This window comes from Burkholderia sp. BCC0397 (assembly GCF_902832865.1).
Taxonomy (GTDB): Bacteria; Pseudomonadota; Gammaproteobacteria; order Burkholderiales; family Burkholderiaceae; genus Burkholderia.
The window spans coordinates 99,485-117,078 of the sequence record NZ_CADFDL010000015.1 but is presented as its reverse complement, the minus strand read 5'-3'; the positions used below and the strand labels follow the sequence as shown (position 1 = coordinate 117,078).

Genomic DNA, 17,594 nt, shown 5'->3' with positions numbered 1-17,594 from the left:
CTAGATGTCGCGGCGCAGCGCCCGGCCGGGACGCGTGCCGGTGTGCCGGCCATGTTCGAGCACGGCCCGCCCGTTGACGAACACGTGCTCGATGCCTTCGGGGCGCAGCGTCGGGCTCGCGAACGTCGCGCGGTCGATCACGCGCGCCGGGTCGAACACGACGAGATCGGCGTAATGACCGACCGCGAGCCGTCCGCGCTCCGCGATGCCGAACTGCTCGGCGGTGAGGCCCGTCATCTTGCGCACGGCGGTTTCGAGCGGGAACAGGCCGCGCTCGCGGGAGAATTCGCCGAGCACGCGCGGGAACGTGCCCCACAAGCGCGGGTGCGGGCGCATGTCGTTGGGCAGGCCGTCGGAGCCGACCATCGTCAGTTCGTGACGGATGATGCGCTCGACATCCGCTTCGTCCATCACGAAGTAGATCGCGCCGGCGGGGCGCAGCGCGTCGATCGCGGCGTCGACGGAATCGCCGAACAGCGGCAGCAGTTCATGGAAATCGCGGCCCGCGAGTTCGGGATGCGGCTTCGACCATGCGAGGATCACGCGCGACGACTGGCGGATGCGATCCGCGCGCAGCATCGTCGACGTGGCCGGATACGGATGGCAGTCGAGACACAGCGGTTGTCGCGTGCGCTGCGCGTCGATATGCGCAAGCGTTTCGACCGAGCGGCCGTGATTGGCCTTGCCGGCCACCTTGTGATGCGACAGCACGACGCGCACGTCGAGCGCGCGCCCGATCGAGAACGCTTCGTCGAGCGACGCGATGATCGCGTCGGTTTCGTCGCGCAGGTGCGTCGCGAACACGCCGCCCGTCTCGCGCAGCGGCGCGCACACGTCGATCAGTTCGTCCGTCGTCGCGGCTGCGGCGGGCGGGTAGAAGGTGCCCGACGAGACGCCGAACGCACCGGCCGCCATCGCTTCGCGCACGTCGGCCGCCATCGCCGCGATTTCAGCCGCGTTGGCCGCGCGGTCGAGATCGGCCATGTGCCGCACGCGCAGCGTCGAGTGGCCGATCAGGGCCGCCGTATTGACGGCGGCGGGCGTTGCGTCGAGTGCGTCGAGATACGCGCGAAAGGACGGGAAGCGGAACGACTGCCAGGCGCCCAGCAGGTCGAGCGGCTGCGGCACGTCGCGTTCGGCGAGCAGCGGCGCGAGGCTGATGCCGCAATTGCCGGCGATCACCGTCGTGACGCCCTGGGCGACCTTCGGCTCGACGTCGGGATCGGTCAACACGAACGCGTCGTCGTGCGTGTGGCTGTCGATGAAGCCCGGCGCGACGACGAGCCCGCTCGCATCGAGCGTGTGCGTGGCCGTCGCACCGCCCAGGTCGCCGATCGCCGCGATGCGCTCGCCGGTCACGCCGAGATCGGCTTCGAAGCGTGCGGCCCCGGTGCCGTCGATCAACTCGCCGCGACGCAGGATCACGTCGAAATGCATGGTGGTTCCTCCAGAATCCGTCGGATCCGGGGCGCTACCCGTTTCCGTCGTTCATCAGAATTTGCTCCGAGAAACCCCGCCATTGATGGCGGGAAGGAAAGGCGTGCTGTTGACAGGCAGCTTCTTCCACGGGTTAGGATCACCGGCATGATCCTTGTCTACCGCTACCGGGTGAAATCGCTCAACGGACTGCTCAACAAGCAGAGCCGTGCGGTGAACTACGTCTGGAACTTCTGCAACGACACGCAGAAGCACGCGCTCAAGTGGAGCAGGAAGTGGCCGACCGGTTTCGACTTGAATGTGCTGACGACCGGCAGCAGCAAGGAACTCGGTATTCACTCCGGCACGGTCAACGCGACGTGCGAGCAATATGCGAAATCGCGCAGTCAGCACCGACGCCCGTACCTGCGCTATCGCGGCAGGAAATCGCTGGGCTGGGTGCCGCTGAAGGGGCGTGACCTGAAGCGCGAGGGCGACGCGTTCCGCTTCGCCGGGAACACCTTTCGCGTGTTCAACAGCCGTCCGCTTCCCGAAGGCAAGATCAAGGACGGCACCAACTTCGCGCAGGATGCGCGCGGCAACTGGTTTCTCAACATCGTGATCGAAGTACCCGACGTTCAGGCCCGACCTATCCGTTCCGGTGTGGGCATCGATCTCGGCCTGAAAGACTTCGCCACACTTTCGACCGGCGAGAAGCTGCCTAATGACCAGTTCGGTCGACGCGCGGCGGAAAAGCTCGCGAAAGCGCAACGAGCACGAAAGCACAAGCGGCAAATCGCGAAGCTGCACGCCAAGGTCGTGAACGCCCGTGCCGACTTCCAGCACAAGCTCGCGCTCGATCTGGTGCGGCGCTTCGATTACATCGCGGTCGGCAACGTGTCGGCCGCAAAACTCGCCAGAACCAGGATGGCGAAGAGCGTCTACGACGCATCCTGGTCGTCTTTCCGAAACAAGCTCCGCTACAAGGCGATCGCGCACGGAGCCACGTTCGAGGAAGTCGACGAAAGCGGTTCGACCCAGTCCTGTTCGTCGTGCGGATCGAAAGACAGCACAGCGCGGCCGAAAGGTATCGCGGGACTGCGAATAAGAGAGTGGGCCTGCAGTGACTGTGGTGTCGAGCATGATCGAGATACCAACGCTGCGTTGAACATTCTCCGATGCGGACGTGCATCGCCAGGTGTGGGAATCCTCCGCCTTTAGGCGGACGAGGACGTCAAGTTCGCCCCCATCGTCCCCAGCCATTTTTCGGGTGTCCAATGCCGTTCGGCTCGCGATTCATGCGAAACCGGCATCAATGCCGCGCGCTGCCGTGCCGCCCCGCGGCGCGTGGCGTCACGCGAACGACGCCTTCACCAGCGCATGGAGGTCGCTCGCGAAGCTGGACATCGAGATGGCGCGATGCCGAACGATGCCGACCGTGCGCTCGATCGTCGGGCTCGCGATCGGCACCGCGCGCACCGCGGGCGAGCCGTACGCACGCAGCGCGCTCTCGGGCAGGATCGCGCAGCCGACCCCGGCCGCCACCAGCGCCGCAACGCACGAGATGTGCTCGACCTCGTAGAACCAGCGGGTTCGCACCGCTTCCTGGCCCATCAGCATTTCGAGCAGCAGGCGGTTGCCGCTGTCGCGACCGCCGATGATCAGCTTCGCCTGGCGCAACTCGCCGAGCGTGACGGCGTCCGCGCGCGCCAGCGGATCGTCGTCGTGCGCCGCGAGCACGTAACGGTCGGTGAAGAGCGGTTCGAACAGGAGATCGTCGTCGTCGCCGGGATGCAGGCTCACGCCGAATTCGGCGATGCCCGCGCGCACCTGCGACAGCACGAAGTCGTGATTGCCGTCGAGGATCTGCACGGCGACGTGGGGATACTTTGCGGCGTAGCGAAGCAGCACGTCAGGCAGCGCCTGCGCGACGATCGTCGGGATCGACGCGAGCCGCACCTTGCCGTAACGTTTTTGCGCGATGTCCTGGATCGACGACAGCATCATCCCGAGCTGCGCGATCTGCTCGCGCGCCATCGGCAGGAACTGGCGGCCGACGCCCGTCAACGTCACGCTGCGCGTGGTGCGCTGGAACAACTCGACGCCGAGCGTCTGTTCGAGTTTCTGGATGCGGCGCGACAGCCCCGGCTGGGTGAGGTTCAGCTTTTCCGCCGCGCGATGGAACGTGCCGAGTTCCGCGACGGCGACGAATGCTTCGAGTTCCGAGTTTTCGACTTTCATCAATTGCTCCGAGAAACCCCGTCCGTCAGGACGGGGAGGAAAGGCGTGCTGTTGACAGGCTGCTTCTTCCACGGGTTAGGATCACCTGCATGATCCTTGTCTACCGCTACCGGGTGAAGTCGCTCAACGGACTGCTCAACAAGCAGAGCCGTACGGTGAACTACGTCTGGAACTTCTGCAATGACACGCAGAAGCACGCGCTCAAGTGGGGCAAGAAGTGGCCGACCGGTTTCGACCTGAACGTGCTGACGACCGGCAGCAGCAAGGAACTCGGCATCCACTCCGGCACGATCAACGCGACGTGCGAGCAATATGCGAAGTCGCGCAGTCAGCGCCGTCGGCCCTACCTGCGCTATCGCGGCAGGAAATCGCTCGGCTGGGTGCCGCTGAAGGGGCGCGACCTGAAGCGCGAGGGCGACGCGTTCCGTTTCGCCGGCAACACCTTTCGTGTGTTCAACAGCCGGCCGCTTCCCGAAGGCAAGATCAAGGACGGGACCAACTTTGCGCAGGATGCACGCGGCAACTGGTTTCTCAACATCGTGATCGAGATGCCGGATGTGCAGGCCCGCCCGATCCGTTCCGGCGTCGGCATCGATCTCGGTCTGAAAGACTTCGCCACACTTTCGACCGGCGAGAAACTGCCCAATGACCAGTTCGGTCGACGAGCGGCGGAAAAGCTGGCGAAAGCGCAACGGGCGCGAAAGCACAAGCGGCATATCGCGAAGCTGCACGCGAAGGTCGCGAATGCCCGTGCCGATTTCCAGCATAAGCTCGCGCTCGATCTGGTGCGGCGTTTCGATTACATCGCGGTCGGCAACGTGTCGGCTGTCAAACTCGCCAGAACCAGGATGGCGAAGAGCGTCTACGACGCGTCCTGGTCGTCCTTCCGAAACAAGCTCTGTTACAAGGCGATCGCGCACGGGGCCCTGTTCGAGGAAGTCGACGAAAGCGGCTCCACCCAGTCCTGTTCGGCGTGCGGGTCGAAAGACAGCACGACGCGGCCGAAAGGTATCGCGGGACTGAGAATAAGAGAGTGGACCTGCAGTGACTGTGGTGTCGAGCATGATCGAGATACCAACGCTGCGCTGAACATTCTCCGATGCGGGCGTGCATCGCCAGGTGTGGGAATCCTCTCCCTTTAGGGAGAAGAGGACGTCAAGGCGCTCCGGTGTGCAGGCTGGATCCTGCATGCGGGCATTCCGACGGTTGGCCGCAGGACAAGCGGATATTCTCGTCGATATCGATTCACTGTCTACCGCGTGGCCCGTACGGCAGTGGAGCGTACACACATGGCGGATCGAGCCGTTCGATGCAGGCGTATGAAGTTCGCCGTGACCCGGCGTTCAATCCGCAGATCAATTTGCCCACGTCGACACCGGGCCGCCGTTGGTTGCCGCAGCGCCGATTCAGCATGGTTTCCGACATGATGCGCGGGTGTATCCCACTGGTTTGGGATACGAATTTTTACCTAAGATGGAAGGACTCGTGCGCGTGATACGGTGCCTGCACGCGCATGGCAGGCAGGAGGCAGGGCCGGGAACGACTGCAGCAGATGTTTCCATCATGGATGCGAATGTGTGCGTGGCGGCTGCGGATCTTGCAGTCGCATCGACGCCAGCGTGTGCGGCGGCAATCGCCGCGCGAAAGGCGTCCGGCCGGCGCGACCGAGTCGCCACGTTCCGCCATGCGATTGCCGCAATCGTTTGCGTCCTGAGCGCGACACCTGCCGTCCTCGCCGGAGCGACTGCCGTGACGGAGCGTCCGGTCGACACGGTGCAACTTGCCGCCGCCACCACGCCGGTTAGTCCAACGGGTCCCGCCTTTTCGTCACACGACTCCGCCGTGCGTCAGGTGGTGCTCGGCATCATCAGCTTCACGCGGTGGCCGTCGACGCCCGTCCGCCTGCATCTGTGCGTGACGGGCAGGCCGGACTACGCGGGTGGCCTGACCGATACGCTGCAGGCCGGCTCGACCGTGCTCGACGTGCAGCGCATCCGTTTCGACGATCCCGCGCTCGGCATGGCGTGCGACGTCGTCTATCTCGGCACCCTCGGCAACGATGAGCGAGCACGGGTGAAGAGCGCGCTGTCCGGCCGCCCGGTGCTGACCATCGCCGAACACGATATGTCCTGCACCGCGGGCGCGATGTTCTGCGTCACTGTCGAGGGTGAACGCGTCACCTTCGACATCAATCTCGATGCCGTCGCGCGCAGCGGCGTGCGCGTGCATCCGAACGTCCTCAATCTCGCACGACGGCCGGTGACGCCATGACACGCTCCGCGCCCCCTGTTTCCGCTTCGCGCCTGCGGCGCCCGACGCTGCAAAGCGTGTTGCGTCGCGCGCACCTGCGCCTCGCATTCGTCGCGGTGACGATGGCCGCGGTGTCGTTGATCGTCGTCGCCGTGATTGCGTTGCGCGCGTATGCCGGCAACAACCTGAACCTGCTGGCGCGCTCGCTCGGTTATACGGTCGAGGCCGCGCTCGTGTTCGGCGATCGCGTCGCGGCGAACGAGGCGATCGGGATGATCGCCGGCGACGAGGACGTCGCGCAGGTGGTCGTCACCGACAGCAAGGGACAACTGTTCGCGACGTGGCAGTTGCCGGCCCGAAACGGGATCGCGCGGCTCGAGCGCGCCGTCGCCGATGTGGCGCTGCCCGGGCCGGTCACCGCCCCGGTGATGCATGACGGCATCATCGTTGGCCACGTCGTCGTGCGCGGGCGCGGGCACCAGTTCTTCGGCTTCCTGCTCGGCGGCGTCGGCGGCATTCTCGGCTGCCTCGCCGTCAGCGTGTTCGGTGCGTATGTCAGCTCGAAGCGTCTGCTGCGCGACATCGTTTCGCCGCTGCGCGCGCTGGCGGGCGTCGCGCACGCAGTGCGGCGCGAGCGTGCGTTCGCGCGGCGCGTCGAGCCCGCGGCGATCGCCGAACTGAACCAGCTCGGCGACGACTTCAACGCGCTGCTCGACGAACTCGAAGACTGGCAGAACACGCTGCGCGACGAGAACGCGTCGCTCGAACACAAGGCGACGCACGATGCGCTCACCGGGTTGCCCAACCGCGTGCAGTTCGAATCGCGCCTCGCGCTTGCGCTTTGCGAGGCCACGTTGACGGGGCAGCGGGTCGCCGTCCTCTATCTCGACTGCGACCGCTTCAAGGAGATCAACGATTGTCTCGGCCACGACGCCGGCGACGCGGTGCTGATCGGCATCGCGTCGCGGCTGCGCACGCGGGTGCGCGAGACCGATCTCGTCGCCCGCCTGGGCGGCGACGAATTTGCGGTGATGCTGGCGGCGCTGCCTGAAGCGGGCAGCGTGGGCCGGATCGCCGACGAGATTTTGTCCGGCATGGCGCCGTCGATCGAGTTGTCCGACGGCCGCGTGGTGGCCACCATGATGAGTGCCGGCGTTGCGCTGTATCCCGATCACGCGTCGGACGCGAGCGGCTTGCTGCGCGCGGCGGATATCGCGATGTACCGCGCCAAGCGCGCGCGGCCGGGATCGTGGCAGCTCGCGGAGAGCGTTGCAGGGCCGGTGTGAGGTTGATCGACTCGCGCTGCGGGCGAGGCCGCAGCGGCGGTTAAAAGAAGCGCTTGCGGAGCGGGCGCGATAGAAGGGGATGTGACATGAACCACTCGTTTCCTGTGAGCATGGGGCGGATGTGCGTCGGGAGTGCGCTGCTGCTGTGCATGCTGCTGGGGGGCTGCAAGGCGCCGCCGCTTCATCGCGGGCTGACGCAGACGCAGGTTACGGCGCTGAAGTCGGCCGGGTTCCAGGAGACCGGGCAGGGATTCGAGTTCGGGTCGACCGGGCCGATTCTGTTCGATTTCGACCGGTACAACCTCAAGCCGGATGTGCGGCGGATCGTTGAACGGATCGGACGGACGTTGAGTTCGGCGGGGATCAACGGGGTGCGGGTTTATGGGTACTCGGACGAGGAGGGGGAGGCTGCTTACGATCTCGAGTTGTCGAGGCGGCGGGCTGAAGTCGTTGCGGTTGAGTTGGTTGACGTCGGACTCGATGCGAAGCAGATCGCGATCGTCGGGAAAGGGAAGCGCGATCCGGTAGGGGATAACCGCACACCGGCCGGGCGGGCGCAGAATCGGCGGGCGGCGATTGTGGTTTCGCCGCGGTGAGGCGACGCGGTGCGCGTGGCTACCGGCGCCGACAAGCACGCTGTGCCGTCTGTTGTAACGGTTCGTCACCATTGGCGCGAAAATGTCCGAGCGGCCGTTCGTAAGCGGCGAGCCTTGATGTTCGCGGAATTCAGGATCGCCATCGACTGAATTCATCATCGCCAAAATGGCGATTTTCGATTCATCGGAAATGAAACGATCGGTCATCCAAATAAAATCGTTCCGCCTTTTTGAACGCTGCATCGTGCGTACGCATATGCGGCGACGGACGGAACGAGTATGGCCATCGAACCCAATGATCTGCTGCCGCACTTCGAACGCGAGATGACGCTGCTGCGCCGTTCGATGCAGACGTTTGCTCAACGCTTTCCAAAAATAGCCGCTCGCCTGGCGATCGCCGGCGGGCATTCGGACGATCCGCACGTCGAACGCCTGTTGCAGTCGTTCGCGTTGATGGCGGCGTGTCACGACATTCGTCTCGAAGATGATGTGCCTGCGTTTACGCACGGTTTTCTCGATACGCTGCACGGCGCATTCCTGCGCCCGTTCCCGTCGTGCGCGATTGCGCAATTTCATGGCGACCGCAGCAGCGAACTGACTGCGCCCCGCGTCGTTCCTCGCGGCGACCGGCTGATCGCGCCGATCGGCAAGGAAGTATTTCGTATTGCAGATGACATCGCGATCGTGCCGCTGATGGTGTCGTCGGTGCGTTACACGACATCGTCGATCGCGCCGCGCGACATCGCGTTGCTCGCGGAAACGACCGGCTTGCTGACCTTCACGTTCGAGCTCACTGCGCCGACGGCGACGTTCGCCATCGTGCCGGACAGATTGCGCCTGCATTTCACCGGTGCGAGGGAAATCGTCGCGGCGCTCACCGATGCCGCGTTGCTTCTTGCCGGCCGAGGCTTCGCCGAAGCAGGCGATTCAACGCGCTGGAAGCGTCTGCCGGACGCGACGTTCACGGCCGTTGGATTCGAGCCTGCCGATGCGCTGCCCGACGTGCGGCCGGACGATGCCCTCTGGCCGTTCCACTTGCTGATGGCGTATTGCGCGGTGCCGGAGCGCTTCGACTTTGTCGACCTGGACATGCAGGCGATCAAGCGAATCGCCGGCGGCAGCCGTCGCGTCGCGCTCCACCTCGCGATCGCGGGCGTGCATCCGGATTCGCACCGCGCCCAGCGCCTGGCCGCCGCAACGGCCGATCACGTCCGGTTGTTTTGTGCGCCGATCATCAACCTGTTTCCGGACGACGCCCAGCCGATCGAGACGCGCGCCGGTTGCGCCCACTATGCGGTGAGAGCGCTCGCGCAGGCGGGAGCGTCGCGCACGGCTATCTGGTCGATCGACACCGTTCGGCATGTTTCCGACTCGGGAACGTCGACGCTGGCGCCGTTCCGGTCGCTGCGGCATGGCGCGGATAGGCGTTCCGGGTTGTTCTGGACGGTGTTGCGCGACGAGGCAAGGCGGGCACCGAGGGAACCTGTCGATTCCCGGTCCAAGAAGGCGGACACGCCCCCGACGCCGGCCCCGGCCGAGGCTGCCGAGGCGCTCCGCGGCGTCGAACTGGAGCTGGTTGACCGGGACGGACGACCTGCCGATCCCGGCCATCGCAAGCTGGAGATCCGGCTGTCCTGCACGCAGGGCGATCTGTCCGGGATGCAGGAGCGCGAACTGGCGTTGCCCGCGGGCGATCCGGCGGGAACGGTCAGGCTGCTGAACCGGCCGACTCCGAGCCGGCCGCCCGCTTTCCGCGATGGGGAGCTGTGGGATCTGCTGTCGCTCCTCGTGCCGCAGGCGATCCGGCTGGACAAGGGCGGCCTGACCCAGCTCAGACGGCTTTGCGCACGCTGGGCGGAAGACTCGGTCGACGCGGGCCGGCGCTTCGATGCGCTCGTGTCGTTGTCGACGGCGCGCGTGCGGTGCTGGCTGCCCGGCAAGCCGGCATCGGCTTTCGTGCACGGGCTGGAGGTGCGGCTGGTCGTGGACGAACAGCGTTTCGCCGCGTTCAGCCTGAGCGGATTCGCGCACGTGATGGACCGGTTTTTCGCGCCATACGTGCCGGTAACCAGCTTCGTGCAGGTCGTGTTGTTTTCGGCCGCTACCGGCGCGCCGCTTCGGCGCGGCGCGCCGCGTCCGGGCACTCAGCCGCTGGTCTAGTTTTTCGATTTTCAGGGCCCGAACGAAAACGTTTGCGGACGTCTTTCAAGCGGTCGGGTTTTACCCTACATTATCGGGGCCGCGGACCGGCGATCCGGCCGATGGAACCTGAGATCACACGCAAGGAACAAGAATGAGTTTCGCTCCGAACGGGGGTATTCCCAATGGATTGGGCGGCGGTGCGCTCGGCTCCCTGAGCGCGCTCGGGGGCCTCGCCGGCCCGATCGCGTCGAGTGTGGCCGGCAGCCTCGGGCCGCTCGCGGGGCTGGCCGGGCACGTCGACACCGTCCAGCGCGCGATGCAACTCGCGCAGACCGGCTTCTCGCTGATGGACAAGACGCCCGGCGCGATTGCCGAAGCGATCAACGGCGCCGCCAACCCCGCGCGCCTGACCCAGCTCAACCGCTATGTGACGCTCGATACGCCGCTCGGCCCGGATGTGCTGCTGGTCAGCGCGGCCGTCGTCGACGAGCACGTGAACCGGTTGCCGGAAATCCACCTCGACCTGCTGTCGCACCGCCATGACCTGCGCCCGGAGGACCTGATCGGCCAGCAGGTCAAGATCCGCTTCGACCAGCAGGCGCGCCTGTCGACGCTCGAACGCGTCGTGGCGTCGGGCACCGGCGACAACGATCGTTACTTCGACGGCTACGTCGCGTCGTTCGACCGGGCCGGCAACCCTGGGAACGTCACGCAATACCACCTGACGGCCGTGCCGTGGTTCTGGTTCCTGACGCGCTCGACCGACTGCCGGATCTTCCAGAACAAGACCGCGCAGGACATCCTCACCGAGATCTTCCAGGAACACGGTTTTGCCGATTTCGTGTTCGACATCCGGACGAGCCAGAAGCCGCTCGAGTACGTCGTGATGTACCAGGAGAGCTACTACAACTTCTGCGCGCGGCTGATGGAGCAGGAGGGGCTCGTGTGGACGCACCGCTACGAGAAGGACAAGCACTTTCTCGTGATCGGCGACACGAACCTGCTGTTCCGCCCGATCGACGGGCTCGCCACCGTGCCGTTCGCCGCGACCGAGGCCAGCGAAGACAGCGGCATCGACCAGTTGCACGAAGGCCGGCGCTTCGGCGTCGGCAAGGTCACGTTCCGCGACTTCAACCACCAGAACCCGTCGTCGCCGCTGATGCTGGTGGAGGCCGGGCCGCAGAATCTCAAGCATGCGCGGCTCGATGCGACCGAGCGGTTCGAGCACCAGTCGCTGTACGACCACGGCGACGACGGCAACCGCTATGCGCGTTTCGCGATGGAGGCCGAGGAGGCGCAAGCCCATCGCTATACCGGCGGCGGTTACGCGTGGCGCATGACGACGGCCGGCGCCGTCAACGTGGCGAATCACCCGGTGCTCGAGAACAACCAGGAATACGTGATCCTGCACGTGCGTCACGAGGCCGTGAACGACTACACGCAGCACAGTGCGGAGCTGCCGTACCGCAACAGCTTCTCGCTGCTGCCGAAGAAGATTCCGTACCGTGCGCCGCGCGCGACGCCGAAGCCGGTGATTCACGGCACGCAGTCGGCGATCGTCGTCGGTCCGAAGGGCGAGGAAATCTATACCAACGGGAGCGCCGTGAAGGTGAACTTTCCGTGGGACCGGCGCGGCAAGAAGGACGGCTCCGATTCGATGTGGGTGCGCGTGTCGCAACCGTGGGCGGGCGACGGCTGGGGCGCGGCCGCGATTCCGCGGATCAAGCAGGAAGTGCTGGTGGCGTTCAATCAAGGCGATCCGGATAACCCGGTGATCGTCGGCCGCGTGTTCAACGGCGAGCAGGGCAACCCCTATCACGGCGCCGCCGGCCAGACGATGGGGATCAAGAGCCAGACGCACAAGGGGCAGGGGTCGAACGAGTTGCTGATGAGCGACGTCAATGGCGCGCAGATGCTCTACATGCATGCGCAGAAGGACATGCATACCGTTGTCGAGGACGCGCAGTGGACTCAAGTTCTCAAAGGCGACCGGACCGTCGAGGTTGGCAAGGGAAACCATACGACGGCTATCGCAGTGGGCAACCTGTCGGACGTTGTAGTGCAGGGCAATACGCTGCATCAGACTCCGCAGGGTGTGCACACCCTGGAAGCCAAGGAACTCTGGATCAAGATCGGCGGCGATGGCGGCACGCGGATCCACATGACAGCTGACTCGATCGACATCTATAAGGGCGAGTCGGTGATCCACCTGGATGACAGCAACATCAATATCCAGGCTGCTCGAACCGACATCAACCCGAAGAACGGCTAACACCAATAAGGATAACAAAGCATGTACCAGATGCAGGAAGGCACGTTGGCGCTGCCCGTGGAGTGGCAGGACAAAACGATGAACGTATTTGTGTCGGCAGCGACTGGCACGGAGGGTGTGAGTTTCGTGATCACGCGCGAGCGGCTGCCGTGGGGCATGAAGTTCGCCGAATATGTGTCAAGCGAAATCAGGAAGGTGGCGAAGCAGGTTCCGGATTATTCCGAGGTTGCAAATGAAGATGCCACCGTATCCGGGCGCGCCGCACACGTGCACGAGTTTACGTGGACGAACAACCAGGCGCCCATTCACCAGCGGCTGACGATGGTGGAATACGGGCAGGTCGTCCTGATGCTCACGTTCACAGCGCCCGGTACGCTGAGTGACACACAGCGCGAACAAATCCGGGCTGTGATTCAGAGCCTTCAGTTGCGCGATCCGATCTGAGGCTGCAATGTCGGACACGCCGAATTACGACGAGCCGAGCGGCAGCGCCCAGGAACGTCTCGATCAGATCGCCAAGCTGGAGGACGGTGAAGCCGCGAAAGCGGCCGAGCAGCCGTTTTACGAGCACCTCAACTATGGGATGCTCGGCGCCGACGCGGGCCTGACCGCCGTTGAGGGGACGGCCGCCGGGCTGGGTGCCGCCGGTACAGCGCTGGCGGGTGGTGCGACCGGCGGGGCGGCACTGGGTGCGGGCGCGATTGCGGCGGGCACCGTCATGCTGCCGCTGGCGATTGCAGTCGGTGGAGCTTGGGCCCTCGACAAGGTTGGCGTGACGGGCTGGCTGTCAAAGGAGTTCACGCAGGTTGGCGACGCACTGGGCCTCACAATCGGCCGAGGCGATCCGCACCCCGCATGCATTGGCGATCGGATCGCGCACTCGTCGGGCTTTATGGGGATTCTCGCCGGCATTGCCGTGGGGGTCGCGATTGGCGTGGCAGTGGCGGCGACCGTGGCAACAGGTGGACTCGCCGGGGCGCTGATCGTCGGGGCGTGCGTGGCGGGCGGCCTGACTCTGGGTAGTGCGCTCGCGTCGGCCAGTCAAAGTATGGGCAGCAACTGTGGCGAGATCGTCACCGGTTCGAGCAACGTGTATTTTGAAGGTAAGAGGGTGGCGCGTGTCACGGACCTGGTGAAATGCGATCACCATTCCGGCGTGCCGCAGGCACTCGTCGACGGCAGCAAAACCGTGTTCGTCAACGGCCTGCCGCTGGTGCGGATCGGCCACGAGACTCACTGTAGCGGCAAAGTCAATTCGGGGCGCAACAGCATCTGGATCGACAAGACGACTGGGCACTACGGTCCGAAGAACCCGGAGTTGTCCGCGACTCAGGAATTCCTCGCAGGTTTGCTCGGGGGGATCGTAGGAGGCGGAGTCGGAAAATTTGCCGGCAAGGGGTTGCGTGAACAATTCAGGCCCGAGCCCACCCGATCCGCTGAACAGAAGGGCATCAAGGACGAGAACCGGCCGACATGCAAGGATCCGGTTGATCCAGTCTCCGGAGAAATGCTCGAGATCCGTACGGATCTCGCCATTCCCGGAATCCTGCCGCTTGAGTTCAAACGACGCTATCGGACTCGATCGGACGATCATGGATTGCTCGGTCACCGCTGGTCGGACAACTGGTCGCAGCAATTGACGCTCGATGGTGGCCGCTTCGTGAGATTCCACGACGGCGCTGGCCTGGTGATCGGCTTTGACGCGCCGGATATGGCGCTCAACGGCATCAACTTGCGCGAGCCGCGTTATCGGCTGGTCGGAAGCCGACTCGAACCGCGCATTTTCGATCGCGATACGCGGCAACTGCGTATTTTTTCAACGCTCGTCGACGGGCGTTCATCTCGGCTCGAACGGATCGAGGACCTCGACGGTAACGCGATCGTTCTTTCCTACGATATTGCTGGCCGTTTGAGTGGCATGGCCCATAGCGATGGCTATCGGCTCGAGATTGTTTGTCACGGGCGCGACCGACGGCTGGAACGGATCGTTCTTCACGATGCGGATGGTGGTTCCCGAACACTCGTGGACTACGACTACCAGAACGGCATGCTTACCCACGTGGCGAGCTTCCAGTTTGGCCGGTTCCATTACGCGTACGACGAACATGGCTGGATGACCCAATGGCGCGATACGGACCAGACTGATGTCCGATATCGGTACGACACCGCCGGCCGTGTAGTCGAGACGGGTACACGGCAGGGCTATCACACGGGCCGATTCATCTACGAAGCCGGCCGCACACGCGTGATCGATGTCGACGGCGAATGGATCTACGCCTATAACGACGAAGGTCTTGTAACGGCCGAAACCGATCCGCTCGGCCATTGCACTTGCTCCGAATGGGAGCTTGGTCGCTTGATGGCTCGGATCGATCCGCTTGGTCGACGGACGGACTATCGATACGACGAGCGAGGCCAACTGACTTCGGTTACGGAGAGTTCGGGGCAGGCCATTAGCTTCGAATATGACGACGAGCAGCGCCTTACCGGCACGCGCTTGCCGAATGGCGGCCGGATCAGGCTCGAGTATGACCATCTGTATCGGTTGATTGCTCGCACCGAGCTGGACGGCAACAAAACGACCTATCGCTATGGGCCCCGTGGCGAACTGCTGCGAGTGGTTCAAGGTGATCGCGAGACGCGCCTGGACTACGACGACCGGTTGCGGCTGACCGATATCGAATTGCCGGGTGGAGCGCACTTCGGGCGCAAGGTCGACATATTGGGTCGGGTGTTGGAGGAAACGTCGCCCGACGGGCATATGACTCGTTTGGACTATGCCAACGGCCCGGAAAATCCGCGCGGCCTGTTGAGCACGGTCACGCGCCCCGATGGCTCGGTGTCGAGGGCACGCTATAACAGCGAGAGCTTGCCCGTCGAGTGGATCGATCCGCTCGGACGTACGATCCAGCGAACCTATGGCCCGTTCGATCTGCTCACGGCGTCGATCGACGCCGCCGGACATGCAACGCGTTTTGAGTACGACCACGCGACCCGGTTGACGAAGGTCATCAACGCGCTGGGCGAGACCTACACGTACCGCTACGACGCGGCCGGGCGTCTCGCGGCCGAGATCGACTGGGGAGGCCGCACGACCGAATACGAGCGCGATGCCGTCGGTCGCGTGCTGACGAAGACACTGCCCGACGGTGGCCGGTGGCGCTATACCTACGATGCATACGACCGGCTCATCGAGATCGATGCCGGCGACGTGAAGCTCGCCTACCGCTACGATGCGGGCGGACGACTGGCATCGGCGGAGGTCCAGGGTGAACACTCGCATGTGACGCGCTTTGCCTACGACAGGAACGGCCGCCTGATCGGAGAAGATCAGCATGGCGAACTGTTGCGCCACATCTACGACGCCGATGGACAACGCCGCCTGCGGATGACACCTAGGCGCGAGACCGCCTATGCATACGATGTATCGGGGGCTTTGACGCAAGTCGGGGAACTGACGATCCGGCGTGATGGGTTGGGGCGCGAGATCGGCCGAGAGGCGGGAGATTTTGTCGCGCAGCAACAGTATGATGCGCTCGGCCGCATACGCCGGCAGATCGCGGGGCCTGCCGTAGCCTTCGATGCCTTGCAAGCCGATCCGGCCCGTGCGCTCGCGCAATTGACGCGGCAGGTCTATCACTACGACGCAGCCGGACAACTGGAACGAGTCGACACCGACATAGATACGCTCACGTATCGGCGCGATACGCGCGGCCAGATCGTCTCCGCAGAAAGTCTGCTTCAGCCGACCGAGCACTTCCGCTACGACGCGGCGATGAACATTGCTGCGCACGGGCAGCAGGCGCCCGTAGATGCTCACCACTATGGCCGCGGAGGTCTGCCGGAACGGGTTGGCTACGCACGCTATCAGTACGACGCACGCGGCCGCACGATCGAGAAGACGGTTGAACAGCCCGGGTTCCGGCCGAAAACGTGGCAATACACGTGGGATGGCCTCAACCGGCTCGTAAAGGTCGTGACGCCCGAGCGCGGTGTTTGGCTCTATCGCTACGATGCTTTCAATCGCCGGATCGAGAAGCTCCAGCTCGGCGGCCGCGAAACCGTGAAATTTCTGTGGGACGGTACGACACTGGCAGAGCGGTGGGTCGAGCAGCGAGACGGCACGACCGGGCAGGCGGTGACGTGGCATATCGAGCCGGGCAGCTTTTCGCCGCTGGCGCAGGAGACCGACGACGGGCTGTATCCGGTTCTGACAGATCAGATTGGCTTGCCGAAGGCGGTGTTCGACGAACATGGCAGGCCGGTGTGGAAGGCCGCGTACTCCGTGTGGGGGAAACTACTGCCGGCCAAGCGAGCTGCGAATGATGCGCACAACACACCGATCGATACGACGCTGCGCTTCCCCGGTCAGTGGGCGGATGACGAGACTGGGCTGAGCTACAACTTCAATCGGTACTATGATCCGGAGTCAGGGTCGTATCTTTCCCCGGATCCAATCGGTTTGATGGGGGGCTTGAGAACTCAGGGTTACGTACATAAACCTGATGGATGGATTGATCCGCTGGGACTGGCGGGGTGTTGCTCCGCCGATCCGAGATATAAGGACGGATATACGGAAAAGGATATTCTGGCGATTCCTAAGGAAAAGCGTCCTCTGCCAAGTGAATATTTGCATGACTCATATATTCAAAGCCATCTGGCCCAGTTTGACAACGGGGCCGCGCGATACATGACAAAATCAAATTTCGAAAAATATGGTATTGGTCAGCGCGACGGCACATCATTTGTAATGACAAAAGCGGAGGCTGATCAATTGCTCAAGTCGGCAAATGGAGATGCTGGGGCAATGGAAAAGGCATTGGGGCTATCCCCAGATTTTCTTTCCTCTAATCAACTGTATCGAATCGACATACCTAATCCGAGGGAGTTGAACCTCCGCATGCCGTCCGGAAACGAGGCCGGTGCCAACGAGTTTTGGATTCCTGGTGGCAAACTGCCGACCGGAAACTTGGAGGCAGTGATAGATGCGGGCAACATATCTCCGTCGCAATATGTGGTAACTCCAGTTGATATAAATTAAGGTGTGAGCATGAAATTCAAGGATATTTTTTTTTCGAAGGAAGATAGGTATTCGGTAGGGGTTGAGCTGGACTCGGGTAGGTACTACTTGTCGATTCCCGTCAGCAATGGCATGGTGGATTACGAGGAGTATTACGAAATAACCGAATCTCAGGCGAAGGAATTTTCCGAAAACAAGGCGCTGGCCAATGATTTTGCGAATAAGTGCAGGAATCGACTTGCGGACGATAGTCTGCTTATCAAGCCTGGGGCAAATCGCGGGACGCCATCTTAATAGGACCGAAGTCGATATCGGAAGTGACTCGCAAGCTCATCGAGTCGATCGGCGGCATTGTCGAAATCGGCGAATAC

The 17,594-nt window shown here is 63.6% G+C and carries 12 protein-coding genes; 10 read left to right on the top strand and 2 right to left on the bottom strand.

Going from position 1 to position 17,594, the window contains the following annotated elements:
* On the bottom strand, positions 1 to 1,437 hold the full coding sequence (locus HWX03_RS31305) for a D-aminoacylase (RefSeq protein ID WP_175873913.1): 1,437 nt from the start codon (positions 1,435 to 1,437) through the stop codon (positions 1 to 3).
* Positions 1,438 to 1,584: 147 nt separating this feature from the next.
* On the opposite strand from HWX03_RS31305, the gene HWX03_RS31300 reads away from it, so the two are divergent.
* Positions 1,585 to 2,637 carry an RNA-guided endonuclease TnpB family protein gene (locus tag HWX03_RS31300; RefSeq protein WP_175873912.1) on the top strand — a complete coding sequence of 351 codons (1,053 nt, stop codon included), beginning with the start codon at positions 1,585 to 1,587 and terminating at the stop codon, positions 2,635 to 2,637.
* Positions 2,638 to 2,769: 132 nt separating this feature from the next.
* Here HWX03_RS31300 and HWX03_RS31295 read toward each other — a convergent pair whose 3' ends face one another.
* On the bottom strand, positions 2,770 to 3,657 hold the full coding sequence (locus tag HWX03_RS31295; protein WP_175873911.1) for a LysR family transcriptional regulator: 888 nt from the start codon (positions 3,655 to 3,657) through the stop codon (positions 2,770 to 2,772).
* An 89-nt stretch (positions 3,658 to 3,746) separates the two neighbouring features.
* Between HWX03_RS31295 and HWX03_RS31290 the strand changes: the two genes are divergently transcribed.
* The 9 genes from HWX03_RS31290 to HWX03_RS31250 all read left to right on the top strand — a co-directional run bounded on the left by HWX03_RS31290 (position 3,747) and on the right by HWX03_RS31250 (position 17,517).
* Complete coding sequence (locus HWX03_RS31290) at positions 3,747 to 4,799, top strand: RNA-guided endonuclease TnpB family protein (RefSeq protein ID WP_175873910.1); 1,053 nt, start codon at positions 3,747 to 3,749, stop codon at positions 4,797 to 4,799.
* 421 nt (positions 4,800 to 5,220) lie between these two features.
* Entirely contained in the window at positions 5,221 to 5,928 is a 708-nt protein-coding gene (locus tag HWX03_RS31285) for a YfiR family protein (RefSeq protein WP_175873909.1), read from the top strand.
* A complete protein-coding gene (locus tag HWX03_RS31280; RefSeq protein WP_175873908.1) occupies positions 5,925 to 7,193 on the top strand; it encodes a diguanylate cyclase in 1,269 nt (422 codons plus the stop codon). The genes HWX03_RS31285 and HWX03_RS31280 overlap by 4 nt, the downstream gene beginning before the upstream one ends.
* Positions 7,194 to 7,279: 86 nt before the next feature.
* A complete protein-coding gene (locus HWX03_RS31275; protein WP_175873907.1) occupies positions 7,280 to 7,789 on the top strand; it encodes an OmpA family protein in 510 nt (169 codons plus the stop codon).
* Positions 7,790 to 8,068: 279 nt separating this feature from the next.
* Complete coding sequence (gene tssF, locus HWX03_RS31270; RefSeq protein WP_175873906.1) at positions 8,069 to 9,949, top strand: type VI secretion system baseplate subunit TssF; 1,881 nt, start codon at positions 8,069 to 8,071, stop codon at positions 9,947 to 9,949.
* A 133-nt stretch (positions 9,950 to 10,082) separates the two neighbouring features.
* Positions 10,083 to 12,203 carry a type VI secretion system tip protein TssI/VgrG gene (tssI, locus tag HWX03_RS31265; RefSeq protein ID WP_175873905.1) on the top strand — a complete coding sequence of 707 codons (2,121 nt, stop codon included), beginning with the start codon at positions 10,083 to 10,085 and terminating at the stop codon, positions 12,201 to 12,203.
* Between the two features lie 21 nt (positions 12,204 to 12,224).
* Positions 12,225 to 12,647, top strand: coding sequence for a DcrB-related protein (locus HWX03_RS31260; RefSeq protein ID WP_175873904.1), 423 nt, complete (start codon positions 12,225 to 12,227; stop codon positions 12,645 to 12,647).
* Between the two features lie 7 nt (positions 12,648 to 12,654).
* Positions 12,655 to 17,244: a DUF6531 domain-containing protein gene (locus HWX03_RS31255; RefSeq protein WP_244132827.1), complete on the top strand. Its 4,590-nt coding sequence runs from the start codon at positions 12,655 to 12,657 to the stop codon at positions 17,242 to 17,244.
* 9 nt (positions 17,245 to 17,253) lie between these two features.
* Entirely contained in the window at positions 17,254 to 17,517 is a 264-nt protein-coding gene (locus tag HWX03_RS31250; RefSeq protein WP_174385288.1) for a hypothetical protein, read from the top strand.
* Positions 17,518 to 17,594: the final 77 nt, after the last annotated feature.